The sequence below is a fragment of the Mucilaginibacter sp. P2_A5 genome (genome assembly GCF_056404995.1).
This window is the reverse complement of record NZ_JBFUCY010000055.1, coordinates 1-24,378: the sequence shown is the minus strand read 5'-3', so window position 1 is coordinate 24,378 and position 24,378 is coordinate 1. Positions and strand designations below refer to the sequence as shown.

At 42.6% G+C, this 24,378-nt stretch carries 24 protein-coding genes, 1 tRNA gene and 1 pseudogene; 14 read left to right on the top strand and 12 right to left on the bottom strand.

The window, feature by feature from the left end; translation table 11 throughout:
* The 8 genes from AC1DXF_RS28825 to AC1DXF_RS28790 all read left to right on the top strand — a co-directional run.
* Positions 1 to 1,697, top strand: a 1,697-nt coding sequence (locus tag AC1DXF_RS28825) for an alpha-L-arabinofuranosidase C-terminal domain-containing protein (protein ID WP_477452146.1), incomplete at its 5' end; no start/stop codon positions are given.
* Between the two features lie 41 nt (positions 1,698 to 1,738).
* Positions 1,739 to 3,313 (top strand): glycoside hydrolase family 43 protein, encoded by a 1,575-nt coding sequence (locus tag AC1DXF_RS28820; protein ID WP_477452145.1) that lies wholly within the window; start codon positions 1,739 to 1,741, stop codon positions 3,311 to 3,313.
* Between the two features lie 794 nt (positions 3,314 to 4,107).
* Positions 4,108 to 5,550, top strand: a complete 1,443-nt coding sequence (locus AC1DXF_RS28815; RefSeq protein ID WP_477452144.1) for a DUF1593 domain-containing protein — start codon at positions 4,108 to 4,110, stop codon at positions 5,548 to 5,550.
* A gap of 530 nt (positions 5,551 to 6,080) precedes the next feature.
* Positions 6,081 to 6,839 (top strand): hypothetical protein, encoded by a 759-nt coding sequence (locus AC1DXF_RS28810; RefSeq protein ID WP_477452143.1) that lies wholly within the window; start codon positions 6,081 to 6,083, stop codon positions 6,837 to 6,839.
* 265 nt (positions 6,840 to 7,104) lie between these two features.
* A complete protein-coding gene (locus tag AC1DXF_RS28805; protein ID WP_477452142.1) occupies positions 7,105 to 7,371 on the top strand; it encodes a helix-turn-helix domain-containing protein in 267 nt (88 codons plus the stop codon).
* Complete coding sequence (locus AC1DXF_RS28800) at positions 7,368 to 7,685, top strand: hypothetical protein (protein ID WP_477452141.1); 318 nt, start codon at positions 7,368 to 7,370, stop codon at positions 7,683 to 7,685. The genes AC1DXF_RS28805 and AC1DXF_RS28800 overlap by 4 nt, the downstream gene beginning before the upstream one ends.
* Positions 7,686 to 8,099: 414 nt before the next feature.
* The gene (locus AC1DXF_RS28795; protein ID WP_477452140.1) at positions 8,100 to 8,627 is read left to right on the top strand and encodes a BfmA/BtgA family mobilization protein; all 528 of its coding nucleotides are present in this window, start codon (positions 8,100 to 8,102) and stop codon (positions 8,625 to 8,627) included.
* 39 nt (positions 8,628 to 8,666) lie between these two features.
* Positions 8,667 to 9,641, top strand: coding sequence for a DUF5712 family protein (locus AC1DXF_RS28790; RefSeq protein ID WP_477452139.1), 975 nt, complete (start codon positions 8,667 to 8,669; stop codon positions 9,639 to 9,641).
* Between the two features lie 381 nt (positions 9,642 to 10,022).
* Here AC1DXF_RS28790 and AC1DXF_RS28785 read toward each other — a convergent pair whose 3' ends face one another.
* The 10 genes from AC1DXF_RS28785 to AC1DXF_RS28740 form a co-directional block, all read right to left on the bottom strand.
* Positions 10,023 to 10,721, bottom strand: a complete 699-nt coding sequence (locus AC1DXF_RS28785; protein WP_477452138.1) for an ATPase — start codon at positions 10,719 to 10,721, stop codon at positions 10,023 to 10,025.
* Positions 10,721 to 11,104, bottom strand: coding sequence for a hypothetical protein (locus tag AC1DXF_RS28780; protein ID WP_477452137.1), 384 nt, complete (start codon positions 11,102 to 11,104; stop codon positions 10,721 to 10,723). Before AC1DXF_RS28780 ends, AC1DXF_RS28785 begins: the two co-directional genes overlap by 1 nt.
* A gap of 11 nt (positions 11,105 to 11,115) precedes the next feature.
* A complete protein-coding gene (locus AC1DXF_RS28775; RefSeq protein WP_477452136.1) occupies positions 11,116 to 11,628 on the bottom strand; it encodes a hypothetical protein in 513 nt (170 codons plus the stop codon).
* 138 nt (positions 11,629 to 11,766) lie between these two features.
* Positions 11,767 to 12,975, bottom strand: a complete 1,209-nt coding sequence (locus tag AC1DXF_RS28770) for a site-specific integrase (protein WP_477452135.1) — start codon at positions 12,973 to 12,975, stop codon at positions 11,767 to 11,769.
* Between the two features lie 250 nt (positions 12,976 to 13,225).
* A tRNA-Ser gene (locus AC1DXF_RS28765) sits at positions 13,226 to 13,312 on the bottom strand.
* A gap of 98 nt (positions 13,313 to 13,410) precedes the next feature.
* Positions 13,411 to 14,403, bottom strand: a complete 993-nt coding sequence (locus tag AC1DXF_RS28760; protein ID WP_477452134.1) for a YihY/virulence factor BrkB family protein — start codon at positions 14,401 to 14,403, stop codon at positions 13,411 to 13,413.
* A 10-nt stretch (positions 14,404 to 14,413) separates the two neighbouring features.
* Complete coding sequence (locus AC1DXF_RS28755; RefSeq protein ID WP_477452133.1) at positions 14,414 to 14,821, bottom strand: acyl-CoA thioesterase; 408 nt, start codon at positions 14,819 to 14,821, stop codon at positions 14,414 to 14,416.
* On the bottom strand, positions 14,821 to 15,873 hold the full coding sequence (gene mltG / locus AC1DXF_RS28750; protein ID WP_477452132.1) for an endolytic transglycosylase MltG: 1,053 nt from the start codon (positions 15,871 to 15,873) through the stop codon (positions 14,821 to 14,823). The genes AC1DXF_RS28755 and mltG overlap by 1 nt, the downstream gene beginning before the upstream one ends.
* Positions 15,874 to 16,059: 186 nt before the next feature.
* Positions 16,060 to 16,368 carry a rhodanese-like domain-containing protein gene (locus AC1DXF_RS28745; protein WP_477452131.1) on the bottom strand — a complete coding sequence of 103 codons (309 nt, stop codon included), beginning with the start codon at positions 16,366 to 16,368 and terminating at the stop codon, positions 16,060 to 16,062.
* A complete protein-coding gene (locus AC1DXF_RS28740; RefSeq protein WP_477452130.1) occupies positions 16,349 to 17,140 on the bottom strand; it encodes a PASTA domain-containing protein in 792 nt (263 codons plus the stop codon). The genes AC1DXF_RS28745 and AC1DXF_RS28740 overlap by 20 nt, the downstream gene beginning before the upstream one ends.
* 221 nt (positions 17,141 to 17,361) lie before the next feature.
* Here AC1DXF_RS28740 and AC1DXF_RS28735 point away from each other — a divergent pair, with 221 nt between their 5' ends.
* The 3 genes from AC1DXF_RS28735 to AC1DXF_RS28725 all read left to right on the top strand — a co-directional run bounded on the left by AC1DXF_RS28735 (position 17,362) and on the right by AC1DXF_RS28725 (position 20,188).
* Positions 17,362 to 18,339: a D-alanine--D-alanine ligase gene (locus AC1DXF_RS28735; RefSeq protein ID WP_477452129.1), complete on the top strand. Its 978-nt coding sequence runs from the start codon at positions 17,362 to 17,364 to the stop codon at positions 18,337 to 18,339.
* A gap of 101 nt (positions 18,340 to 18,440) precedes the next feature.
* Positions 18,441 to 19,076 carry an ABC transporter ATP-binding protein gene (locus tag AC1DXF_RS28730; protein ID WP_477452128.1) on the top strand — a complete coding sequence of 212 codons (636 nt, stop codon included), beginning with the start codon at positions 18,441 to 18,443 and terminating at the stop codon, positions 19,074 to 19,076.
* The gene (locus tag AC1DXF_RS28725; protein ID WP_477452127.1) at positions 19,076 to 20,188 is read left to right on the top strand and encodes a hypothetical protein; all 1,113 of its coding nucleotides are present in this window, start codon (positions 19,076 to 19,078) and stop codon (positions 20,186 to 20,188) included. Before AC1DXF_RS28730 ends, AC1DXF_RS28725 begins: the two co-directional genes overlap by 1 nt.
* Here AC1DXF_RS28725 and prmC read toward each other — a convergent pair.
* Positions 20,175 to 21,152, bottom strand: a complete 978-nt coding sequence (prmC, locus tag AC1DXF_RS28720) for a peptide chain release factor N(5)-glutamine methyltransferase (protein WP_477452126.1) — start codon at positions 21,150 to 21,152, stop codon at positions 20,175 to 20,177. The genes AC1DXF_RS28725 and prmC overlap by 14 nt on opposite strands.
* 33 nt (positions 21,153 to 21,185) lie before the next feature.
* On the opposite strand from prmC, the gene ribD reads away from it, so the two are divergent.
* From ribD to AC1DXF_RS28705, 3 genes are all read left to right on the top strand, one after another.
* Positions 21,186 to 22,232, top strand: a complete 1,047-nt coding sequence (gene ribD / locus AC1DXF_RS28715; RefSeq protein WP_477452125.1) for a bifunctional diaminohydroxyphosphoribosylaminopyrimidine deaminase/5-amino-6-(5-phosphoribosylamino)uracil reductase RibD — start codon at positions 21,186 to 21,188, stop codon at positions 22,230 to 22,232.
* A 238-nt stretch (positions 22,233 to 22,470) separates the two neighbouring features.
* On the top strand, positions 22,471 to 23,313 hold the full coding sequence (locus AC1DXF_RS28710; RefSeq protein WP_477452124.1) for an EamA family transporter: 843 nt from the start codon (positions 22,471 to 22,473) through the stop codon (positions 23,311 to 23,313).
* A gap of 82 nt (positions 23,314 to 23,395) precedes the next feature.
* Positions 23,396 to 24,010: an IMPACT family protein gene (locus AC1DXF_RS28705; protein WP_477452123.1), complete on the top strand. Its 615-nt coding sequence runs from the start codon at positions 23,396 to 23,398 to the stop codon at positions 24,008 to 24,010.
* 149 nt (positions 24,011 to 24,159) lie between these two features.
* On the opposite strand, the pseudogene AC1DXF_RS28700 reads toward AC1DXF_RS28705, so the two are convergent.
* Positions 24,160 to 24,378: pseudogene (locus AC1DXF_RS28700) on the bottom strand (hypothetical protein); the annotation flags it as partial.

The following is a 24,378-nucleotide window of genomic DNA, read 5'->3' as shown; positions in this document are numbered from 1 at the left end:
TTTTGCCTAATACAACTTATAACGCTTCTTTTTATATGAAGGGCACGGACAGCAAGCCATTTCCMCCTCGCCCCTGGGAGCCCAAGCCTAAAGTTACTGTTCCGGTAATTGCCGATAACACGGCCGGGCCCATAACCGTAAGTATAGAAAGCAATGACGGTAAAACCGTATATGCTTCGGGAACTATTAATTTGATAAAAAGCGCCTTTTGGAAAAAATATGAACTCAAATTAACAACAGGCGCTGGTGTTAAACCAACAACTGACGCCCGTTTTGTTATTTCAACAAACCGCATCGGGGTTTATTATTTTAACCTCGTTTCGTTATTTCCGCCAACTTACCATAACCGCCCCAATGGCAACCGGGTAGATATCATGAAGTTACTGGCCGATATGAAACCCCGTTTTTTACGTTTTCCCGGCGGTAATTTTCTCGAAGGCCCGAAATTGAACGATGCCTTCCCATGGAAGACCACTTTAGGCGCGCTTGAAAACCGGCCCGGCCATACCGGCTCATGGGGCTACCGCCCGAGTGACGGAATGGGCTTACTTGAATTTTTAGAATGGTGCGAAGACCTGAAGATGGAACCGCTACTTGCCGTTCATGCCGGCTATTCACTCGATGGCGACCATGTGGACGCAGGCCCGCTTTTAAAGCCATATGTAGATGACGCGCTGGATGAAATTGAATATGTTACGGGCGACGTACACACCTACTGGGGCGCTAAGCGTGCGGCCGATGGGCACCCGGCGCCTTTTAAACTCAGCTATGTGGAGATTGGTAACGAAGACGGGTTTGACGCATCTGGCAGTTACGACGGACGCTTTGCCCAGTTTAATGATGGCATTAAAGCCAAATACCCTAACCTTCACTGTATCGCCACCATCGGCGGCAAGGACTGGCTTGGGACCAGGAGTAAACTAACCATTCGCAAGCCCGAAATTGTAGATGAACATTATTACCGCAATGCCTGGGAAATGGAAGAGGATGCGGCACGTTATGATAAGTACGACCGCAAAGGATATAAAGTGTTTGTAGGGGAGTGGGCAACGCGTGAAGGCGAACCAACCACCAATTTGAACGCCGCCCTGGGTGATGCCGCCTGGATGACGGGCATGGAACGAAATTCAGACGTAGTTATCTTGTCGTGCTACGCGCCGTTGTTTGTAAATATAAATAAAGCCACAGCAACTGCGCCAAAGGCCTGGCAATGGGACTCGGACCTGATAGGTTACGATGCTTTAAAAAGCTTTGGTTCACCATCGTATTATGTACAGAAGATGTTTAACAGCTATATCGGCAACAAAGTGGTGCCTGTAGCGGGCGCCAATATCCCTACCCAAACCAGGCCTGCCACCAAACAGGACAGTGCCGCCAATAAAATGCCTCAACCTATACCAGGCATGTTTTATGTAGCTACACGGGACACCAAAACGGGAAAACTGTTTCTTAAAGTAGTAAATGCAACAGGAAAGCCGCAGCAGGTCGACATCGACTTAAATGGTGCCGGAAAGTTATCACCAGAAGGTACCCTGGTAGTCATAAAAGGTAATAAACCCGAAGATACGAACACGATCAGCGACCCGGTAAAAATAGTTCCGGTTACCTCCAAAATAAAAGTGGCTGGCGCTAAATTTACAAGAACATTCGATGCCTACTCGGTAAGCATGCTTCAAATAAATACATTAACTAAGTAAAACCAGGTAAGCATACCAGGACAAAAAAAACAAATGTCAATATGAGAAATGCGATTTACAGGTTATGGATGGCGGCCTTAATTACCACGCTTACAGTGCCGTGTTTATATGCACAAAAAGCCACTAATCCCATTATTTACGCGGATGTGCCTGACATATCCATAGTACGTGTAGGCAACAGCTATTACATGAGCAACACAACGATGCACATGAGCCCCGGCGTACCGATTATGAAGTCGAACGACCTGGTGAACTGGAAGACGGTGGGTTATGCATATGATACTTTAGCAAATATTGATGCAACAAACCTCGCCAATGGCAAAAACATGTACGGGGAGGGTTCGTGGGCAAGTTCTATTCGTTTTCATGATGGCACATATTATGTAAGCACATTTGCGTCAACCACAGGCAAAACGCACATCTATTCTACGAAGGATATCGAGAAAGGCCCATGGAAAGCAAGGTCGTTTACCCCCCTAATGGGCGATAACTCCTTGTTTTTTGATGATGACGGGAAGGTTTATATGATTAGCGGGGGCGGGAAGTTGAGGTTGGTTGAACTGAAAGACGATCTTTCGGGCATAAAACCGGGCGGAACAGATGAAACCATTATTGAAAATGCAAGCTTGCCATCAGGCGGTACCGGTCTTCCTGCCGAAGGCTCCCAGCTGTTTAAGATAAAAGGCAAATATTATCTTTTCAATATTACCTGGCCAAAGGGCAGTATGCGCACCGTTATCATACACCGGGCAGATAAAATCACCGGCCCGTATGAAGGACGAATTGGCCTCCAGGACCTGGGTGTGGCGCAAGGCGGATTGGTTGAAGCGCCAAATGGAGACTGGTATTCTTATTTGTTCCGTGATTATGGCTCGGTGGGCCGTATTCCTTATTTGGTGCCCGTAAAGTGGGTGGATGGATGGCCTGTTTTGGGCACTGACGGCAAAGTGACCGATACACTCGACCTTCCGGCCAGTAAAGGTTTGATCCCGGGCATCGTTGCTTCAGACGAGTTTACCCGTAAAAAAGGCGAACGGGCATTACCACTGGTTTGGCAATGGAACCACAACCCGGATAATAGCTTGTGGTCAGTTACCGCGCGGAAAGGGTATTTACGGCTCACCACCGGCAGGATTGATACCAATTTCCTGGCGGCACGAAATTCATTGACACAACGCACTATCGGCCCGGTATGCTCCGGGACAGTTTCGCTCGACGTTTCTAATATGAAAGATGGTGATTTTGCGGGCTTGGGCCTTTTGCAAAAAAATTACGGGTTGGCTGGTGTAAAAATAACCGGGGAGAGCAAAGCTATCGTCATGATCAATGCAAGCACCGGAAAACCTGTAGGAGCACAAACAATCCCCTTAAACCAAAAGATAGTATACTTTAAGGCCGAATGCGATTTTACAAACAGGAAAGACGTGGCCAGTTTTTTTTACAGCCTGGACGGGAAAACATGGCTGCCATTGGGCACGCAATTAAAAATGGCCTACACCTTCCCTCATTTTATGGGCTATCGTTTTGCTTTGTTTAATTATGCTACAAAAAATATAGGAGGGGCGGCCGACTTTGACTTTTTTCATATAAGAGATTCTATTTCTACGGAAAAATAAAACCTGTTAAATTAACGAACGCAAAAATTGAAAAATATATCTTACTGTTAAGTTGCTTAAAGCCCCGGTTATTTCCGGGGCACAAGCTATCAAAAAACGGCAATAGATTTTCCAGTAGCCCCAGAAGGGGAATCGAACACGACTCATTACCAACTTGCTTGCAAAATTTTATGTGGATTAAATTTAGCTACGCACCGAATTACTCACCACTGTTTGACGCAGATGTTTACAAATCTTACGATATAAAGTTACGAAACATGCTAAATTGCACCAATTAAAATTATACGTTTTAGCTAATTCGATTCAAGATAAACCATCTCAGCATTAAAACGAAGAAGTAAACTAACTTATTTCGGAATTTAAGAAGCTGATTGATAGCCGGAATTAAAGGGCTCTAGAATGTCCCTTTAGAAACTCGATTTTATTTAGTTTCTACTTTGTTACCCATTAATTATAATGTTCTGATATTAAGAACACGTGTAATTTCTGGATACAAAAGTAGATTGTTGACTATGTTAATTCTTTTTCGCTACTCAAAACCGACACTAATTAGTGTTATTTTGCTTAATATAGTTGTGAATGAGTTTTTGTTGATCCCACACTGCTGAGGATTTAAGCGCTCGGTGGAGCAATTAGGCCTTTTAATGGAGCTACGCCTCAACGGTAGGGAGATGCAAAAAAACTTATGCCTGCATTCAAAACCCGGGCCGTGTGCGGGTGGTAGTAGGATAGCAGTAAGAACGACTCAAAATCAATTAGCAAAACATGAAACCTACCAAATCAAAAAGTAAATAATGAAAAAAAAACTAATGCTGGTTGCGATAGCTGTATTAAGTAGTATACTGGCAACACACATTACGGCTTCTGCACAAACAATCGCCAAACACCGCCTGGTTGTTATTACAGACATCGGAAACGAGCCTGATGATTTTATGTCTATGGTGCGGTTAATGCTATACACAAATCAAATCGACATTGTAGGGCTCATCGCTTCAACATCCATTCATCAATCAAAAAAGGTTAGCCCAGAACTCATTGGAAAAGTCATTCGTAGTTATGAGAAGGTGCAACCTAATCTTCTAAAACATGAACCCGGATTTCCGGCAGCGCAAAAATTATTAAGCCTGGTAAAAAAAGGCCTTCCGGTTTATGGGATGGAAGGCGTAGGAAAAGGCAAAGATTCGGAAGGTTCGGACTGGGTGATCAAGATGCTTGAAAAGAATGACAGCCGCCCTTTATGGGTTACTGTTTGGGGCGGCCCGAATGTACTGGCGCAAGCACTCTGGAAAATCAGGGAGACTAAAAGCGAAGGGGAAGCAAAAAGGTTGATAAGCAAGCTCAGAGTATACACAATTTCGGACCAGGATAATTCGGGGCCATGGATACGCAGGAATTTCCCCGACCTGTTCTACATCGCAAGCCCGGGAAATTATTATGCGGCTACATGGTCAGCCATCTTAAGCGTATTTCCCGGCGCCAACAACGAAGTCGTCAGCAATGATTGGCTTATGCGAAATGTCCAGCAGGGACATGGGCCGCTCGGGGCAATCTATCCGGATGTGTCTTTTGGTATGGAGGGTGATACCCCGTCCTGGCTCTCGCTGATTCCCAACGGACTGAACAACCCGGAGCATCCAAACTGGGGTGGTTGGGGCGGACGTTATGAATTTTACAAACCACCCTTCGACCCTAAGCTGAAATGGATTGTTCCGCTGGAAGAAGAGACGAGACCATTTTGGACAAATGCCCAAGACGAATATACACCCTGGGTGCCGGGCAAATGGGGGAGCGCCATCGTAAAAGACACAGCTACATATAAAGACAACCATGTAACGATTTGGAGATGGAGAGAAGAAATCCAGAATGATTTTGCGGCAAGAATGGCCTGGTGCAATACGGATTATAAAGCTGCCAATCACCCACCGGTTGTGAAACTTAATATGCCTGAACAGCTCACGGTAAAATCCGGCGAGACATTTAGTCTTGACGGCAGTGCATCCTATGACCCTGATGGAGATGCCCTAAGTTTTCATTGGTTTCAGTACCGGGAAGCAGGAACGTTTCATAATACAGTAGCGGTTACTCCGGCAGAAAACATGTCTGTCATTCCAGAGTTAAAAGCGCCAGAGGTAGGTAGTCTCCAAACTACTCACTTCATCTTGAAGGTTACCGATAAAGGAACGCCCCGGCTAACCCGATATAAAAGAGTAATTGTAACCATTCTTCCAAAGCAATGAACGATAACAACATGGTATTTTTTACAGCCAATAACAGTAGAAAAAGTGAGGGTGAAAAATTTCATTTGAGCTTGGGGTCTCAAAATGTTCGGAAATGTTTATTTCTATTACTATAACCCATTTGATCATTCGGTTAACCAAGTAACTAACGGACACCTGGAAACGGGTTCGTTGATTAGCGGAAACTGGGTTTTATTCAAAAAGAACGAGATCTCATTCCTGGTGTTTACAAAAAAGCACTTCTCAAATCTGTAGGCGTAAAATAGAAATATCTCGCCTAAAAACAAAAATTCGATATTGATAACTGAATCCAGATTTAATTTAGAGATCAATATTTTTCTCGCCTAAACTTCCAATTCGCCGTAATTTTTCAATGAATTGGTTCGAAAAAACGCCACTGTGGGGAGGTTTTAGTTTTAAAAGCTTCGTCCTCAGACCGAGCTCGAACCATTTATAAAGATAGCGTCCGAATTCTTTCAGTCATAATAAACTAAAACTATGGTAACTCGTTTATCAAGAAATATTGTTTTATGCCGTCAAACACCTACTTTAAATTCCGTGGCCGTTTTGAGTTACATCCTCATCGTTACGATATCGGCTGGCCGATATTCACAGAAAGGATTTTCGGTTTAAATTTCTTTGTAGATAAGATCTATAAAATTAGGCAAAATGAATATCCTTCGTTTTACAATCACCAATTAAATCACTACCTGAAAGGGGACGCTGGTCAGGAAGAAGCTTTTTTCAATCATGTTTATGACATCATAACCACCAGGATCAAATTCTATAAAGGCTTAAAACCGTCTGGTAGCGCCTATGCCAAAGGATTGATTTTTACAGCTAAGCTGGAAGTATTCTTGACATTCCTTAAAAGTATCGATCAGTGGCATAAAACACAACCTTTGGAATCGGTCATCAGCGATAAAAATAGATTGATCGACCAGTTAGAGGCAAGAATCAAGGAGTTAGAAAGCCAGGTTAAAGAATCCGTTAAATACGAAGCCGGTGAAAAGATCGTCATCAGCAAAGACGGCCTGCCTGTGTTTATTGACTTAATTGATCAGGTGAGGGAATTGAAATTGCCAAATGGCAATAAATTGGTAAACAGCCAAACGGCAAGCCCCTGGTATAAATTGATCGCCAAGCACTTTCTCAATGGTGATAAACCCATAGCAATCGGCACCGCCCAGAATTATTTCCCGGCCGACAAGGATAACCCGCCGCCGAAATACACGATCATCAGCGAAAAAGATAAACTCTTCAAAATTATTCAAAAGCCTAAGAAATAGGCTTTTGTCTTTTTATTCATGACCAAACGGCTCCAATGGTCATTCATTTTGTTGTTTTAGCCCTCACTTTTGAACCAATGTATTCAGTGGCTGGTATTTTATTTTTCCGCTGAACGGGTTTAATAAAGAAAGGAGGGAATTGCCGTGCGAAACTAAACAAGATGTAACAAACAAACATTTGGGGTCACCCTATTAAAGTCCCCAATTAATAAAATAGGGTTTGCCCAAATTTGGGCAAGAATTATTTACGAAAACAATATCAACTATGACAGCAATTGAATTGATCACAAAGGAGGATTTGAAAGAGTTTAAAGGTGAGTTATTAAAGGAGATCAAACAACTGATGCAGCCGGGACAGGGGCAATCTAAAAAATGGCTGAAGAGTGCGGAGGTAAGAAAGCTTTTAGGCATATCCCCCGGCACACTTCAGAACTTAAGGATCAACGGTACATTGCATTTTACCAAAGTTGGCAGCATCATGTATTACAAACTGGAAGACATCAACAAGATACTGGAGGGTGAGGGCAAATGAAGTTGCAGAAGGAAATTGTTAAAGAACTGGCAAACTATACCAGCCTGGTCAGGCGTATGGAAAAGGATAATCGGCTGCTGCCAACCCATCTTAGTCTGTTCACAGGTTTATTTGTTTGCTGGCAGCGGAATGGTTTTGCAAGCCCGTTTAGTGTGACCCGGAAAACGCTCATGGCGTTTTCCAAGGTCGCTTCGATTGCAACGTATCACAAGTGTATCAAGGAACTCGATGAATATGGTTACATCCGCTATGAGCCATCATACCATCCCAAACTCGGTAGCCAGGTTTACTGGCCTGCTGATTGGGAAGTGTAGCCCGAAACGTTGTATCGGTATATCTGTATACCGGGCTATACAAATAACTGCATATCGGAATAACTGTTTATTCCGATATATGGATAGACAGATATCCATATATATATAATCCGGTGGAGCCATTGGCTGCACCGGTAATGATTTGATTCGCAAATCAGGAAGAAAACCGGCGGTCGCTTCGCGAAAGCGAAGTGAGCAAGCGGAAGTTGGGCAGAGCCCTACTTTGCTTGCCCTACGCTTCGCTACGGGGGGTTTACGTATCCTCCGGGGATACTTTAGGGCGTTTCCGCCTATGAAATAAAAGAAAACAGGATACTCGGCGGTATCCTGTATATAGGAATAAAGGCATAACTGTATAAACAGCTATGCCGTCAATATGGGAAGATAAGCATGGAAGATATTAATGTGAGATCAGTGAGATACCCCGTTGCGGTAGATCAGAAGTTTGAAAAGATCGCCCTTAAACTGGGCAGGACTAAGCGGCAGGTCTTTATCCAGATGGTCGATTACTTTTATAAAAGCAAGAAAGACCCGCTGGACCTGAATGATGAGTTGTTAAAAAATGCCCTGATGAAGAACCACCAGCAATACATCGGTTTTATCAAAAGCCAGGAGAACATGCTGCTCATCCCGATCAAAACAGAAATGGACAGGGTATCAGTATCACAGGCCAAGATCATCGAAAGGTTTAATACGCAAATCCTCAAGGCGAATACGGACTTGTTAAATAATCAGCATGCCCTGTCGCAAAAGTTAACCGGAATAGATGCGCTGATGGAAATCATCTCGAAAAACCAAAAAAGTAAGGAACACCTGAAAAAACAGTTCCTGTTCATTCTTGACGGTTATATCAAATCAAGGGAGGCTTTCGGGATGATGACATCGGCAAGGGAAAAAGATGAGCTGATCGCTGTTACCAGATCACAGGTCAGTTTGCTTTAATCATGTATTTAATATCCCTTGTAGGAGGTAGGGAGCAATATGTTTATCAATATTACAGACAGCAAAGAAGCGGCGAACAAAGGCAGCAGCGCTGGGTTGGTAAATTACCTGGAAAAAGAAAACCGGCTCGACCATAAACAGGAACCTGAATACTGGTTCAATGGTCAGCAGATCAGGATCGAGCCTTATGAGGTGATGCGCAGCATAGATGGTAATGTCGCCAAGCTGGGTAAAGACGATGCTAAGTTTTTCTTAATCAATATCAGCCCGAGCCAGAAAGAGATCAGGTTTCTGAAAGAACAATATGGCGAAGATGGTGCTAAAGAACAAATGAAGGGTTTTTCTGTCAGGGTGATGGATGCCTACGCCCGGAACTTTAACCGGGATGGTGTGAACAGTAACGAAGACCTGTTATGGTTCGCCAAGTTAGAAAACTACCGTTATTATAGCTATAATGACCCGGAAGTAAAACAAGGTTTGAAACAGCGGGGCGAACGTAAAGAAGGCGAGCAGATGCATGTGCAGGTTATTGTCAGCCGTAAGGATATAACCAATAAGATCAAGCTTAGCCCGATGAACACTTCAAGGGGAAAGAATGCCGAGCATTCCAAAAAGATGGGGCAGTTTGACCGGGTAGCATTCAAACAGAGCGGTGAATCTCTTTTTGACAGCCTGTTTGGATTTGAAAGGCAGCTTAAAGATACGATGGCATACGCCAATGTGCAGAAAAACGGCGAGTTATCGCAGCGGGAGCAGCTGGGCATATTAGCCGAAGGCGCTTCGCAGAATTATGAAAGCAGGTCGTTGGCTAATGAATTGGCCCAGGGTGTTGCAGAAGGCTTGTTTACGACGACGGCGGGGATGCTGTCCGCAGCAGGTAAGACGGCGTCAAGCTTTTTGGAAGTGATGCTGGAACCTATATATACAGGAGGTGCTAATATTGTCCCTGAAAGCGAAGCCGAAGCAAAGAAAAAACGAAAGAAAAAATCCCAGGGCCAGCAGGTGTCGCGTTGAACAAGGGCGCTGTTACTATAACAAATGGATATTTTTGATAGAGGAAAGCGGCCAAGCAGCTGCGGCAGGTGGCTGCATTACACCACGCGCTCCGCTCCGGGTTCCATTACGCCGTCAGCCTCGCCGCCGCACGTACAGGAGTGTATTCGTTCCTCATACACACCTGCCCTTCCCTGCGCGGGTTAGCGGTTAGTCACAGCACCGCGGTCACAAAGATAGCTACGCATGACAACCGTCAAGGGCATGTAAACCGGCTATCGCCGGCCCTTGACGGTTGTCATGCTAACAGCTCCGGTTGTTTAAGCGGTGAAATGACCGGGTGTGTGCAGTTGAATATGGGGCACATCGCGCATATTCCGGTTTCCTATTTAACCTTGCAAATTACCGCTTGATGCCACCGCTACCCAATGAACGCCCAAAATTCTGATCTTGTTCTGGTTTTATTATTATACGTTGTTGCTCTTGCGTTTTCTCCATGGATGTACCCATGTCTTGAGCAATGCGGTTAACCCATTGCGGTAAACTAGGAGCCTGTTCAACAAGTTTGCCGTCCGCGTATTTCAGATATACTGAAATATTTTGTCCCTTTTCCTTAGATGCGGCTTTCATCAGGATAACCTGGTCAAAAGCACCGTAATATTTTTGTAGGTTAATTAAAGACTGCTCATAATTGGCTTTGATGTTATCTGCCGATACATCATGCCCTCCTTTAGCTACTCTTAAACGTACACGCTCAAAAGACATAGCAATTTCATCCAGGCCAAAGAAAAATAATCGGGTACTGTAGCCCTTAAGCTTAAATTCATTGACTGATTTCAGGATATCTTCTGTTCGAAAGTTAGTCTCGAAAGCACAGGTTGCATTTTTGGCTTGCATGGTTTCTTTCCAATCCGAAAACACATGCCCGTTAACTGCGTCATATAAATTACCGCTGTTTAAACCTGGAAATTGCTTTTTAAGCAGTATAAATTCTTTATCGCCATCAAAAATAGGAGTACCAGGTGGTACCATAGAGGATGACAGCGTGCTTTTACCGGCGCCATTTGGCCCGGCAAAAACAAATAGTTCCGGCTGTTCCATTAAAATCTCCTGCTGACTATCTGGCTGTCACCTGTGGTGGTATTTACTTTAACCAACTCTCGATGATCGGCATATTCACGAATAACGTGATTATTATACTCTTGATTTCCGGCTGCCTCATAAACGTTATAGAGACCTAAATGAGTGTTTTCGGCTTCTACGTTTTGGATTTCAGGACGCAACCGTTCTTCCAGCTCTTTTAAAGAACATTCAAAAACTGGTATGTAAGTTAGTTGTTCCATTAGAATTTGTAGTTCAGCTGCCTTTGCTGGGTGCCAATGGCTCACAGGAATAAGAACAGCGGTTGCTTTTTGTTGTTCGTCGTAAACAATATTAAATGTATCCTGACCGACGAACTCTTTCAAATTTAGTGTTTTATACATGATTTTACAAATTATTGTTTAACAATAGCGTGATGCTGACGCGCTTTTTTGTGCTGAATTGCCCCATGGGGAAACCTCATATTATTGGATTGAGATTGGACAGGCGTTGGCTTACTTATGTTGCCTGGTTGTTCTTGTAGTAACCCTGCCAACGCATTGATCTGTATTTTTAAAGCCAATGCAAATCCGAAAGAAATTGCGGCTGTGATAACCAAGCCGAAATAAACAAGTAGCATTTTTAGTGTTATTTGTCCCGGAGAGGATTTAGGTACTTTATCAAGTTTTTTCTCCAAACGGTCTATAGCAATTTCTAATTTGTTATCCGGTTGACGGTTAACCAGCTTATCCAGTTTCACGCCGATCTGTTCAAGTTGGGAAGCATAATCCGGCAAATAAACTTTTGGATAGTTATCAATGTTCCTCCCCATGTTGGCTATGTGGTCATTATAGGTTTTGCTGTGTTGGGTTGCCCTGGCGGTAACTTCCTCCTGCGAATCGATTATGTCATTGTTTTGATTGCTCATTTTCGTTAAGTGTTTAATTCTGTAAAAGCTATCGGCCAAGGGAACGATTGATCTCGTTTTTCCCTTTTGTGTTGATTAAGAATATAATGAATAACCATGAAGCCGCTTGAGCCTTCATGGTTATTGGGTAGGGGGCTTTTAATAAAGTTGCCTTAGCTTAGACATATCTTGGCCTACCTTTAGGTCTAGAATCTTTGCATAATGCTGGGTCGTTTTGATGTTAGTATGCCCCAGCATTTTGCTTACGCTTTCAATAGGTACGCCATTGGAAAGTGTCACCGTCGTTGCAAAGGTGTGTCGTGCAATATGGAAGGTTAACTTTTTGGGGATGGCACAGATGTCGGCGATTTCTTTTAAGTAAGCGTTCATCTTTTGGTTGGTGGATACAGGAAGTGCTTTACCTGAATTTTCGCGAATCGGAGAATCACTATATTTATTCAGGATAGCAATTGCCGATGGTAAAAGGGGGATACGTGTGGGTGTAGCTGTTTTCTGCCGTTTGGTATTGATCCATTTCTCACCGTCAGGGCCTGTGACAATCTCAAACGCTTTAAGCTTGTACACATCCGCATAGGCCAGGCCGGTATAGCAGCTGAAAAGAAAAATATCCCTGATCTGCCCTAAACGTTCAGTTGCGAATTGCTTAACGGCCATCCGCTGCAACTCTTCATTATTCAAAAATACCCTGTCTACTACTTTTACTTTCGCTTTGTAATTCACAAAAGGATCACTGTTTAACCAACCGCTTGCAATACAGATCCGAATAATCTTTTTAAAGTTTTTAAGGTATTTAACAGCTGAATTATTCGCGCATTTTCTTACGGAACGAAGGTAAAAATCATAACTTACTATAAAATCATGATCAATGTCCCCGATGTCAATATCGGCGGTATTATACTTCCATTTGATAAATTCGGAAGTATGTTTTAAAGAAGTTTGATAACGCTCTAATGTCCCTTTTGCAAAATCGGCGCCGACCAAAGCTGCCACCTGCTTATTGTGATCCCTAAATATATCAATGATCATCCTAACGGATTCCGTTTTACCTGTGAGTTTATTTTTCAGGCGTTCGGCTGTAATGGCTGCTTTTTGCTCCGTAAGGTTTTGATGCGCGTCATACACCATAGCTTGTAACTGGTCAAGGTATGCGTTAAAGGTTCTGGAAGCTTCCTTGGTTCCTTTTAACCGTCCTACCTTGCTATTCCATTGCAAAGGATCGCAGCTTCGTGCTGTGGTAGTTTCAGACCGCTTACCGGCAACGGTAATACGAAGATAGATCGGCACGGGGCCGTCTGTGTAGTTTTTTGGTTTCTTCAAATAGAAGAGTAAGCTGAAATTAGTTTTCATGTTAAATAACATTAAAAAGTGAAACAAAACTAAGCTTACAGCTAATCATAATCAAGATGTTTAAATAATGAACATCTTGATAGTCAAAAAGATATGACTAATTCGGTGAGTTTAAATATCTCAAAATTTACTCACCTCATTACGCACTGTTTATATGCGATCCGGTGGATATTTTAAGCGTTTGATATAAAAACAAAAGCCTGCAATCATATGATTTGCAGGCTTTTATATAATTTGATATCAAAATCAGCGGAGAGCTAGGGATTCGAACCCCAGGAACCTTTCACAGTTCAACAGTTTTCAAGACTGCCGCAATCGACCACTCTGCCAGCTCTCCGGGGACAAAAGTACAAATCCGGGCCGGATTGACAAGTATAGAAATGATTTTTTTTCAATTTCTTAACATTTGTGGCTAAGTTTTTGATAAACAGGTTGTTATTTTTGCAGATGCTCCGCTTTTTTTTGCCTGAAGCTGTTATACTTGGGTTTTACCACCTTAATACTGCGTTTTGAAAGATCAACGGCGGCGTTTAATTCAAAGCCGATAAGTAAAATTAGCGAGTTTACATACATCCAAAGCATGGCCACAATGATGGTTCCTAATGAGCCGTAAACTTTGTTGTACGATGAAAAATGATCAATATAGTAGGAGAATCCAATAGAAGTTATCACCGCTAACCCTGTTGCCAAAACAGAACCTGGATTAATAAACTTCCACTTTTTTTTATGCGCTGGGCCGTACCTATACAATACCGAAACCGTTACAAAGAATATGATCACAATGACCGACCAGCTGACGACGAATTTGAGCACCAGGATGGCGTAGTACCAAAAAGTATTTTCGCTGGCTATATGGTGCTTTATAAAGCTTATAATACTGTCGCCAACTACCAGGATACCGATTGCTACCAAAAAGGATAAACTAATGGTAACGGTAAGTGCAAGGGCTATACCGCGCCTTTTAAGCCAGCTGCGCCTGTCGGTAACTAATGATGATTTGTTAAATGCCGTCATCAGGTTCATTACACCGTTGGTAGAAAAATACAGCGTAGTTAAAAACCCAAATGATAACAACTTACCATTTTGGTTCTTGATAATATCGATGATGGTAGCCCTGAAAGCCAGGTAAGCGTAATCTGGCATAATGCTTGCCAACACCCTCAGTAACTCCTTTTGGAAGTTGCCAATGGTAATGTATGGGATAAGTGTACACACAAATATAGTGGCTGGGAACAGGGCCAGCATAAAGTTATACGCCAGCGACGATGCGCGGTTTACCAGCGAGCTTTTAGAGATTTCGGCGATAAAGAAATCGATTACCGTGTATAATGGCAACGGACGAAAGCCGGGGATAACGATATACTTTGTCCACTCTACAATGAATTGATAAAATTTAAAGCGCAGTAAAAAGTGGTGAAGCCATCTCATCTAACCAAACTTACTCAAAAAAAGGCAATAATTTATCTATAAAATCCTGTGGCGGCATGCAGGGGCGGTTTGTTTTCATATTGATGAAAACCAGTAAAGTTTCACCGGTATTAATTAGGTCACCCCGTTGGTTACTTAACTCATATCTGAAATGAATTCGGATGCCCGGCATTTTATCCATGATTACTTTTACGCTTATTTCCTCATCATACAAAGCGGGCTTCAGGTATTTGCATTTAAGCTCAAGCACGGGCATCATAATGCCCGATTGTTCCATGCCGCTATAAGTTAATCCAAGGCTGCGCAGCATTTCTACACGGCCAACTTCATAAAATTCAGCGTAATTGCCATAGTACATGTAGCCCATCTGGTCGGTTTCGCCGTATCGTACCCGTATTTTGGTGGCATGCTCAAACATTACCGTTTAATATTACGTTCATTTAGCGCTTTCTGAAAAGCGTGGGCGTTCACCAAATGATCGGCGACATTATTGGCGAAAGCATGATAGCCGGAAAAATCAGCTTTGGCACACATGTATATGTAATCGTTATTTTGATGATCGAGCACTGCATTTACGGCGTTAACGGATGGCATCATGATAGGGCCGGGGGGCAGGCCGGTATGCAAGTAAGTATTGTATGGTGAATTGTATGACAAGTAACGGTTTAACACCCGCTTGATGGTAAAATCATTCAACGCGAAAATTACAGTAGGGTCAGCTTCCAGTTTCATGCCTTTTTTAAGACGGTTGAGATATAATCCTGCAATGGCCGGCATTTCATCGTCATGCAGCGCTTCGGCATCAACTATCGAGGCTAATACGGATACTTCCTGTTGCGAAAGATTAAGGGCGGTAGCTTTTTGCTTGCGTTCGGCCGTCCAAAATTTCTGGTAGTTGGCATACATCTTTTTAAAGAATTTATCGGGCGATGTATTCCAGTACATTTGGTAAGAGTTGGGCATAAACATGGTGTACACGTTATCGGTAGTAAAACCATACTGAGCCACGTAGCTTGATGAATCAAGCAGGTTAATGATTGATGCCGAATCGGGCTCGATTCTCTTGGATACAAAACCCGCAAATTGCTCCTTTTGCCGTAAGCCATGAAACTCCAGTTGCACAGGCTCCTGTGTGCCAGAGGCCAGCATGTTGATGAGCTTACGGTTGCTCATGCCTTCGTGAAGATGATATCGGCCCGGTTTAACCCGGTGTGTATAGTTCATGTTTACAGCCGCCCAGTTAAAGGTAACGGTATCTTTAACCATACCTTCATTCTGCACGGTTTTTATTACGTCGGCGTAGGTTGCGCCTGTATGTATGTATAAATACTCCTGTTTGGCAGTTACGTTGGGGCCAAAGTATTTATAGTAATAGTTTACACCAACACCTGCCAGTATGATAATAATCACAATTACAAATGCGATGATAAATTTTTTTAATGGTCCTGATTTTGACTTTTTCTCAGTCATGATAAATTAGCTATAAATGGTAATTGTTTAGTTTTTATCACACTAATTTCACTAATGTTGTCTAATTAAATGAATTAGAAAATTAAGGTGATAATTTATTTGATTTTTATGAGGCAGATTATAACCCGTTATATCTGTATTTTTTCCATTAATTTAATTCGTGAAATTCGCTTTAATTAGTTCCAATTAGTGTCTGATTTTTTGAATGGCTATCAATCCGCCTGTTAAGTTTTTAACATTTTGATAACCGTTTTGCAGTAATAGTGTTTGAGCGGTTTCACTGCGTAAACCAACTTTGCAGATAACGATCAGTTCGTCTGTTTTGTTGTAATCCCAGGTATTTAGCCTGGCTGCAAGTGTGCCAAGCGGAATGTTTACACCACCGATATTAAACGTATGGTATTCAATGTCTTCCCGCACATCTATGATATCGAGTTGTTCGCCGTTGCTAAGGCGTGCAAGTAAGTCGATAGCATTAATTTGTTGGGGCTGCATCGGTTTTTGCACCTTGAGAAACAGTAATGTTCATACGTGTACCTATGCTGGTTTTACTCAGCGAATCGGTTTTCATAGGGTACTGGGCGGTTACAACCACATTGGTCGAGTCGGTTATTGTACCCTGGTAAGTTATTGTGCCTATAGTCAGGCCGGCACCTTTAATGGCAAAACGTGCGGCATCAAGGTCAAGGTTAATTAGTTCGGGAATGGCCACCTCGCTTGCTCCTTCGCCATCGCCCAAAACAAGGTCTACCTTAGAGCCTTTTGGTAGTTTAAAGCCGGTTTTAATAACCACGCCGCCGAAACGGACCTCCAAAATGCGGTCACGGGCAATATCCGACCGGTATGTAGTATCGCCAATTTTTAAGCCATAGTTGGATAAGGTAGCGGTTGCTTCACGGTAGCTGGCCTGTTCCAGGTCTGGCAGGGCCACCGGAGGTGCCTGCAATGTAACCATGGTTAAATATATCACGCGGCCTTCTTTTACATTGGTGCCGGGATCAGGGTCTTGCTCGACAACGGTTCCGGGCTCAACGTCCTCCACATAAACCGAATCTATTTTATAACCAAAGCCCTGGTCTTTTAACAATGCCATGGCGCGGTCAATTTTTTCACCTTTAAGCTTTGGTACGGGTATTCCCGAGCCGTGATTGGTATAATATCCCAGGCTGTAAAAGGCTATTAAAACAACAGCTATTACAGTAACAATTGCACCTAAAAGGTTATAACGAAATGATTTTGTTTTTAAATAAAGACCAAATTTGCTCATTGGTATGTGTAGGGATAATTACAGTCAAATAAGTATCAAACATAGTGATAATTTCGGAATTCGGATTTTCGAATTCGGATTTAAGGAATTTGAAATTGATAATTTATATTTCGGTTTAGCAAATTCAAGAGTATTATCCTTACTTTGGAAATCGAAAATCAACACACTTGAAAGTTGAAAAATATTAAATCCGAATTCGAAAATCCGACATCCGAAATCAAATGAAGAACATAGCCCTTTTGGCCGGTGGTTTTACCGGTGAGTATGAAGTATCTGTAAACAGCGCCAAAAATATTGCCGCCAGCCTTGATGCCTCAAAATATAAAGTTTATACCATTTATGTAAACCGCAACAGGTGGATTCATGAGGCCAGCCATGGTGTGGTTGATGTTGATAAAAACGATTTCAGCATTACCCTGGGTAGCGAAAAAATTAAATTCGATTTCGCTTTTATTACTATACACGGTACTCCCGGCGAAGATGGCAAGATACAGGGGTACCTGGATATGCTGGGCATCCCATATAACACCTGTGATGCTACTACATCGGCTATTACCATGAACAAGGCTTATACCAAAACTATAGTAAATGGCATACATGGCCTGCATACCGCCCATTCTATGCGCCTGTTTGAAAAAGATATGCATGATGTGGCTATCATAGCTGCTACGCTTAAATTTCCGTTGTTCATCAAACCCAACAATGGGGGCAGCAGCGTAGGTATGAGCAAGGTTTATAATGTTGCCGGCTTACCAGATGCGCTGAAAAAGGCTTTCCACGAAGATGAGCAAATACTGGTAGAAGAATTTATTAAAGGCCGTGAGTTTAGTATAGGTATAGCCCGGCTGAAGGGTAAAATTACCGTGCTGCCCGCAACAGAAATATTAACCACCAAAGATTTTTTTGATTACGAAGCCAAATACACATCGGGCGTGACCAAAGAGGTAACCCCCGCCGATTTGCCGGCCACGCAAGTTGAATTGATAGCCGATATCGTAACCGAAGTTTATATCCGCCTTAATTGCAAAGGCATGGTAAGGGTCGATTTTATTTTGCTGGAAGGAACTAACGACTTCTATTTTATCGAGATAAATACAACGCCAGGCCAATCTGCCAATAGTCTTATACCGCAACAGGTTAGGGCTGCGGGTATCGATCTGGGCGAATTTTACGGCACTTTGATAGAGGGGGCGATATAAGAATGTTGGATTTCGGATTTATTAAAAATATACAGACGCATCACATGCGTCTTTTTTATTGAGCATGTAACAAAGCCGACATTTTTACCATCAAACCAACAATGCTGCAATTCATAAAATTTAAAAAACTATACAGCGGGTTCCCGGCCCTTAAGATAGATGAACTTACCATCAACCCGGGTGTTTATTGGATAAAGGGAGTTAACGGATCGGGTAAAAGCACACTGCTAAAGTCCATAGCCGGTATTTTATCTTTTAATGGTGATATTTTGTTGGATAATACCATCAGCATAAAAAAACAACCGGTAGCCTACCGGAAACTAGTAAACTTTGCCGAAGCCGAACCTGTTTTCCCCGAGTTTTTAACGGGCTCCGAAATGATTGCCCTTTTTGCGCAGGCAAAGGATGCACCGGCAGGGCAGGAGCAGCATTATATAGATACCATGCAGATGCAAAGCTACGTTGGCCAGCCTGTAGGGACTTACTCCAGCGGGATGCTTAAAAAATTGTCGCTGGTTTTGGCGTTCCTGGGCAATCCTAAACTTATTTTGTTAGATGAGCCGCTCATTACCATAGATACCGCATCTTTAAAAATCTTAAACAGCTGGATTGCCGAGCGGCATCTTCAGCAAGGTACCAGTTTCCTGCTTTCATCGCACCAAACGCTTGAGCTTGATGAGTTGCCCAAAGCGGGAGAGTTGCTGGTTGAAGAGCAAACCTTAAAGTTTATAGCATAATGAAGCAGCCGTTAACCAATGTGCTGGTAAAAGTATTTGCTTTTGGTTTTTACCAGGTGCACGCGCCTATATTGTTTTTTGCATTTTTTATATTGGTTGGCTGTGTGCCCGGCAATATGCTCATCAGTTATCATGAATCGTTAATGATGGCCATGTGCAGCAGTCCGGTAATGTTGGCGGTAGTTATTGGCGGCTGGCTGTTATACGTTTTTAAAAGCTGGTATTACGTTTCTGTACAATTGCTTGCGCCCGAAAAACAGTTTTTGTTTTACAGCAGCAACGCGCTAAGCCGTAAACGGCAATTAAAAAGCTGGGGCTATACACAAGTCATTATTTTAAGCCCGGTTATCATTTACGCCATAATGGCGGTTTGCGTAGCTGTGGTGCATCATTATTATCTGTTACCTGCTGTGATCATTTTGTTTTTAACAGCCATGGTTTGGTGCAGCGCACTAATATATACACGGATATTAAACCAGCTGATTGACGGCAGCAGCCAATCCTTTTTGCTAAAGCTGAGCAGTAAATGGCGTAAGCCATACTTTAGCCTGTACATCTATCATGTATTTGATAGGCTTAAAGTGCAGTACTTTGTTACCAAAGCATTGTCGTGGTTAATTATAACCGGTGTTTTTTATTTATTTGCTGATGTGAAGAATGATTTACGGCTGGCCGGGATAGCCATCCTGGCCGTAATAACAGCGCATGTGGTTTTGATATTTGAGGCGCACAGGTTTGAAGAAACACGCTTAAGTTTTTCGCGCAACCTGCCTTATACCAGGCTCAAGTTGTTCATTAATTTCGCGGGTGTTTATTTCTTTATGCTGATGCCCGAAAGTGTTTGGCTGTTTAGTCGGTTTAGCCCATTAATGGCTGTGGAATTATTGCTAGCGGGGTTAAGTATCGCCATGCTTTTTCATTGCCTGCTTTACTGGTTTGGCTTAAATATGGACAAATATATTCAATGGATACTGGCCTTATTTATTGTACTGTTTTGGGTAATTATGTTTCACCTGCTTTGGGTATTGATACCGCTTAACCTGGGTGTGGCTTACCTGTTCTTTTATTTTAATTACTACAATTACCAGGGCATGGTAGTTAAGGATAAGTAACATGCCATCTGCAACCAATCATCCTGTCGCGGCCGCTCATGTCTTGTCGCAACTCAATATCGGTAAAATGTTTGTCGCGTAATAATTCAACAGTTTCTTTACCTAAACTCTCATTAATCTCAAAAAATAAATAACCGCCCGCGGTTAAATTACCCGAAGCAAAATCGGCGATAGCCCTGTAAAACAGTAGCGGATCATTTTCAGGTACAAACAGTGCGGTATGCGGCTCAAAATCTGTTACGTTGGTGTGCATTTGCCTTTTGTCGTCCAGCGTTACGTAGGGCGGGTTACTGACGATGATGTGGTGAGTGGTAAGTAGTGAGTGGTGAGTGGTGAGTGGTGAGGGGTGAGTGGTCGCGATATTTAAAATATCGGCCTTGATAAATTGCACATGAACATCATTTAAATCAGCATTTTCTTTGGCGGTTTGCAACGCGCCTTTGGATATATCAATTGCCGACAGCTGTGCCTGTGGTAAATTCTTTTTTAAACTGATGGCAATACAACCGCTCCCCGTACCAATATCCAATATACTGCCTGCAAACTGTCCGTTGCTAATCGCTGACCGGGAACTGCCATCTGCCCACTGCCCACTGCCAACTGCCAACTGAGAACTGCCCACTGCCAACTGCCCACTGCAAACCGCCAATATCCACTCCACCAATTCCTCAGTTTCGGGGCGGGGGATAAGCACATTGGGATTTACCTTAAACGGTAGCCCATAAAACTCGGTAACCCCTAAAATATATTGAATAGGCTTGCCGGTTATCAGCTCGGCAACAATATTGGTTAGTTTTTGGGCTAGTTCATTATTTAGTTCCCGTTCCGGGAATGCTTTAATAGATGCTTTTGATAGGTTGGTTACCTGGCTGATAGTTAATAAAGTAAGTGACTCTACCTCATTAGCATCATATACTTTGTTCAGCTGTTTGTAATCTTCAAAAACATCCTTTATGGTAATCATGCAACAAAGTAACATAAAAGCTACTTTTGCAGCATGGTTCAACATGAAATTTTTATGCAGCGCTGCCTTGAACTTGCCCAGCTTGGTGCCGGGCAGGTGAGCCCTAACCCGATGGTAGGCGCGGTAGTTGTTCATGAAGGCAAAATAATAGGCGAGGGTTATCACCGGAAATATGGCCAGGCCCATGCCGAAGTAAACGCGATAGCTCAGGTATTAGCTAATTTTGATAATGCAGCCGAACTGTTAAAGCAATCAACCATATACGTTTCATTAGAGCCCTGCGCGCATTATGGTAAAACACCGCCTTGCGCCGATTTGATTATTGAGCATCAAATCCCCCTTGTGGTTGTTGGCACCCGCGACCCTTTTGCGCAGGTTGATGGTAAAGGAATTGAAAAACTGGAAGCTGCCAGTATTGAAGTGATAACAGGTGTGCTGGAAAAAGAATGCCAATGGCTTAATCGCCGGTTTTTTACCAAAGTACAAAAGCACCGGCCATACATTATATTAAAGTGGGCCCAAACCAACGATGGTTTTTTTGCGCCCGATGATGGTAGCCAGCTTTGGATAACGGGCACCCAATCGCGCAAACTGGTACATAAATGGCGCAGCGAAGAGGATGCTATTTTGGTAGGGAAAAACACAGTTGCCATTGATAACCCGCAATTAAACGTACGATACTGGGAGGGAAGATCGCCCAAAAGGGTGGTGATAGATAGGAGACTGGAACTTAGTAAAGAGGCCAACGTATTTGATCAATCTGTTGAAACACTGATTTTTAATGAAATAGAATTTAACGCCGACGGAAAAAACAAGTACATTGCATTGGAGGATTTTGACCGCTATGTGCCCCAATACATTTTGTACCAATTATATTTGCAGGATATTCAATCAGTGATCATAGAAGGGGGCGCTCGCACGTTGCAGGTGTTTATTGAAGCTGGACTTTGGGATGAGGCCCGCATTTTTACCGGCAAAACTGTTTTATCAAAAGGGATAAAATCACCACAAATAACAGGTATACTTGCCGGCGAAACATTTATTGAAAACGACCGTTTACAAACGTTATACAACCAATAAGAATTAAAAATAAGAATCAAGAATCAAGACAGGAGAAAATACAGAAGAACCAAGAGTCAAGACGGAAGAAAATAAGGTTTGGCACATAATGCAGATTGTAGATTAGTTGCTTGACAACATAACTGAAGACAAAATAGTTTTTTCTTAATTCTTGACTCTTGATTCTTGACTCTTCTACACCAAGCCAATTATGCTATTTGTCTTTTTAAGTATTTGTTGTAGTGTTATTGTGTCGGTTATGCTTAAGCTGGCAAAAAGGTACCATATTGATGTTTACCAGGCTGTAACCTGGAATTATTCGATGGCTATCCTGCTTACCTGGTTTTTTTACAGGCCGTCGCTTACAAGCCTTAATAACGCACCTATTTTTAATTACTTGGCACTCGGGTTGTTATTTCCCTCCGTGTTCCTGATTATGGCTACATCTGTACGCAAGGCCGGTATTGTACGTACAGATGTGGCGCAGCGTTTATCGTTGTTTATTCCCATTGTATCGGCTTTTTTACTATTTGGCGAGGCTTCAAATACAATTAAAGTTATAGGTATTATATTGGCGTTTGTTGCTATTCTTTGTTCAATTCCGTGGCAAAAAACAACGGGCAGGCCTAATCATAAAAACTCTGAAAAAGGTTCATGGATCTATCTGCTTGTCGTTTTCCTGGGATTCGGAATTATAGATGTGTTGCTAAAGCAAATCACCCAGGTTAACAATGTACCTTTTACTACTGCAATCTTTGTCGTCTTTATTCTTGCATTCACATTGTCGTTCATTGGCTTATTGTACCAGGTGTTCACAAAAAAAATGCGGTTCTCATGGCCACATATCCTCATTGGTTGGGTATTGGGTTTATTTAATTTTGGTAATATTCTTTTTTATCTGAAGGCGCACAAAGCATTGGCAAATAATCCCTCATCGGTATTTTCATCAATGAACATTGGGGTTATTGTTGTAGGAGCTTTAGTGGGCATGCTTATATTTAAGGAAAAGTTAAGCACCATCAATAAAATCGGGCTTATAGTAGCTATACTGGCTATAGTTGTTATCTATTTTCCGCAAACATTAGGCTTTTTGCATTTGTAACTCAATATTTCACTATTTGTAACTCAATATTTCACTGATGAAGGGCTTTCCGCCTTAAGCCTTCAGCTTTTAGCTCCAAACAATGCTTTTTGACGATACTTATCAAACTATTGAAAAACCAACTGAAAGTATATTTCGTGACAGGGGAAGCAAGTTCCTGGGTTTTGCCTATCCTATTAATTCCGATAACGATATTAAAGGTATTGTAGCCAAATTAAAAGCAGACCATCCCAAAGCTAACCACCATTGCTGGGCTATGCGCCTGGGTACTGATAGATCTGTTTACCGGGTGAATGACGACGGAGAACCATCGGGCACCGCCGGCCGGCCAATACTAAATATCCTGCTATCAAAAGATGTTACCAATATCCTGGTGGTTGTAGTGCGTTATTTTGGCGGTACACTGCTTGGGGTACCAGGGTTAATTAACGCCTACAAGGTAGCTACAGAAGAAGCCCTGAAGCTGGCCGTTATCGTTCAGAAAACAGTGAACGATATTTACACCATTAAGTTTGATTACCTGCAGATGAACGATGTGATGCGGATTATCAAGGATGAGAATTTAAGTGTATTGGAGCAGCAGTTTGATAATGATTGCAGTATGCAACTGTCTATCCGCAAAATGCAGGTGGAGCAGGCTTTAGGTAAATTGGGAAAGGTAAGCGGGGTAAAAGTGAGGTATGATTATAGTTTGTAAGGCTTCTTCAACGTTATGTTGAGTGGTAAAATTTGGCGAAATTCTGAGGGGGAATGACGTTCAAAAATAAAAGACTGTCATGATCTATTCGCGAACTTTTCTATCGGGGATGCATGGCTGATAGATCCTTCGTACCTGCCATTGACACATTATGCAGCAGTTTGATTTTCAACCAGTTGCACATTGTGCTTTTTAGCTAATCTTTTCAATGATGCCATCTCTCTTTTCTTTAGTTGCTCTTCATAACGCTTAGTTCCCTCCTCCACGTACGCGGTTCCTTTGGTTAATGTATTGTAATAGGCTATAGCCAGCTTTCTGGCACCTGCTTTTATGGCTATTCCCGAATCTTTCCGGCCGCGAAGCTTTCT

Coding starts and splice junctions, on each gene's coding strand:
- AC1DXF_RS28820 (WP_477452145.1), top strand. CDS start 1,739: ATGAGAAATGCGATTTACAGGTTATGGATGGCGGCCTTAATTACCACG.
- AC1DXF_RS28815 (WP_477452144.1), top strand. CDS start 4,108: ATGAAAAAAAAACTAATGCTGGTTGCGATAGCTGTATTAAGTAGTATA.
- AC1DXF_RS28810 (WP_477452143.1), top strand. CDS start 6,081: ATGCCGTCAAACACCTACTTTAAATTCCGTGGCCGTTTTGAGTTACAT.
- AC1DXF_RS28805 (WP_477452142.1), top strand. CDS start 7,105: ATGACAGCAATTGAATTGATCACAAAGGAGGATTTGAAAGAGTTTAAA.
- AC1DXF_RS28800 (WP_477452141.1), top strand. CDS start 7,368: ATGAAGTTGCAGAAGGAAATTGTTAAAGAACTGGCAAACTATACCAGC.
- AC1DXF_RS28790 (WP_477452139.1), top strand. CDS start 8,667: ATGTTTATCAATATTACAGACAGCAAAGAAGCGGCGAACAAAGGCAGC.
- AC1DXF_RS28785 (WP_477452138.1), bottom strand. CDS start 10,721: ATGGAACAGCCGGAACTATTTGTTTTTGCCGGGCCAAATGGCGCCGGT.
- AC1DXF_RS28780 (WP_477452137.1), bottom strand. CDS start 11,104: ATGTATAAAACACTAAATTTGAAAGAGTTCGTCGGTCAGGATACATTT.
- AC1DXF_RS28775 (WP_477452136.1), bottom strand. CDS start 11,628: ATGAGCAATCAAAACAATGACATAATCGATTCGCAGGAGGAAGTTACC.
- AC1DXF_RS28770 (WP_477452135.1), bottom strand. CDS start 12,975: ATGAAAACTAATTTCAGCTTACTCTTCTATTTGAAGAAACCAAAAAAC.
- AC1DXF_RS28760 (WP_477452134.1), bottom strand. CDS start 14,403: ATGAGATGGCTTCACCACTTTTTACTGCGCTTTAAATTTTATCAATTC.
- AC1DXF_RS28755 (WP_477452133.1), bottom strand. CDS start 14,821: ATGTTTGAGCATGCCACCAAAATACGGGTACGATACGGCGAAACCGAC.
- mltG (WP_477452132.1), bottom strand. CDS start 15,873: ATGACTGAGAAAAAGTCAAAATCAGGACCATTAAAAAAATTTATCATC.
- AC1DXF_RS28745 (WP_477452131.1), bottom strand. CDS start 16,368: ATGCAGCCCCAACAAATTAATGCTATCGACTTACTTGCACGCCTTAGC.
- AC1DXF_RS28740 (WP_477452130.1), bottom strand. CDS start 17,140: ATGAGCAAATTTGGTCTTTATTTAAAAACAAAATCATTTCGTTATAAC.
- AC1DXF_RS28735 (WP_477452129.1), top strand. CDS start 17,362: ATGAAGAACATAGCCCTTTTGGCCGGTGGTTTTACCGGTGAGTATGAA.
- AC1DXF_RS28730 (WP_477452128.1), top strand. CDS start 18,441: ATGCTGCAATTCATAAAATTTAAAAAACTATACAGCGGGTTCCCGGCC.
- AC1DXF_RS28725 (WP_477452127.1), top strand. CDS start 19,076: ATGAAGCAGCCGTTAACCAATGTGCTGGTAAAAGTATTTGCTTTTGGT.
- prmC (WP_477452126.1), bottom strand. CDS start 21,152: ATGATTACCATAAAGGATGTTTTTGAAGATTACAAACAGCTGAACAAA.
- ribD (WP_477452125.1), top strand. CDS start 21,186: ATGGTTCAACATGAAATTTTTATGCAGCGCTGCCTTGAACTTGCCCAG.
- AC1DXF_RS28710 (WP_477452124.1), top strand. CDS start 22,471: ATGCTTAAGCTGGCAAAAAGGTACCATATTGATGTTTACCAGGCTGTA.
- AC1DXF_RS28705 (WP_477452123.1), top strand. CDS start 23,396: ATGCTTTTTGACGATACTTATCAAACTATTGAAAAACCAACTGAAAGT.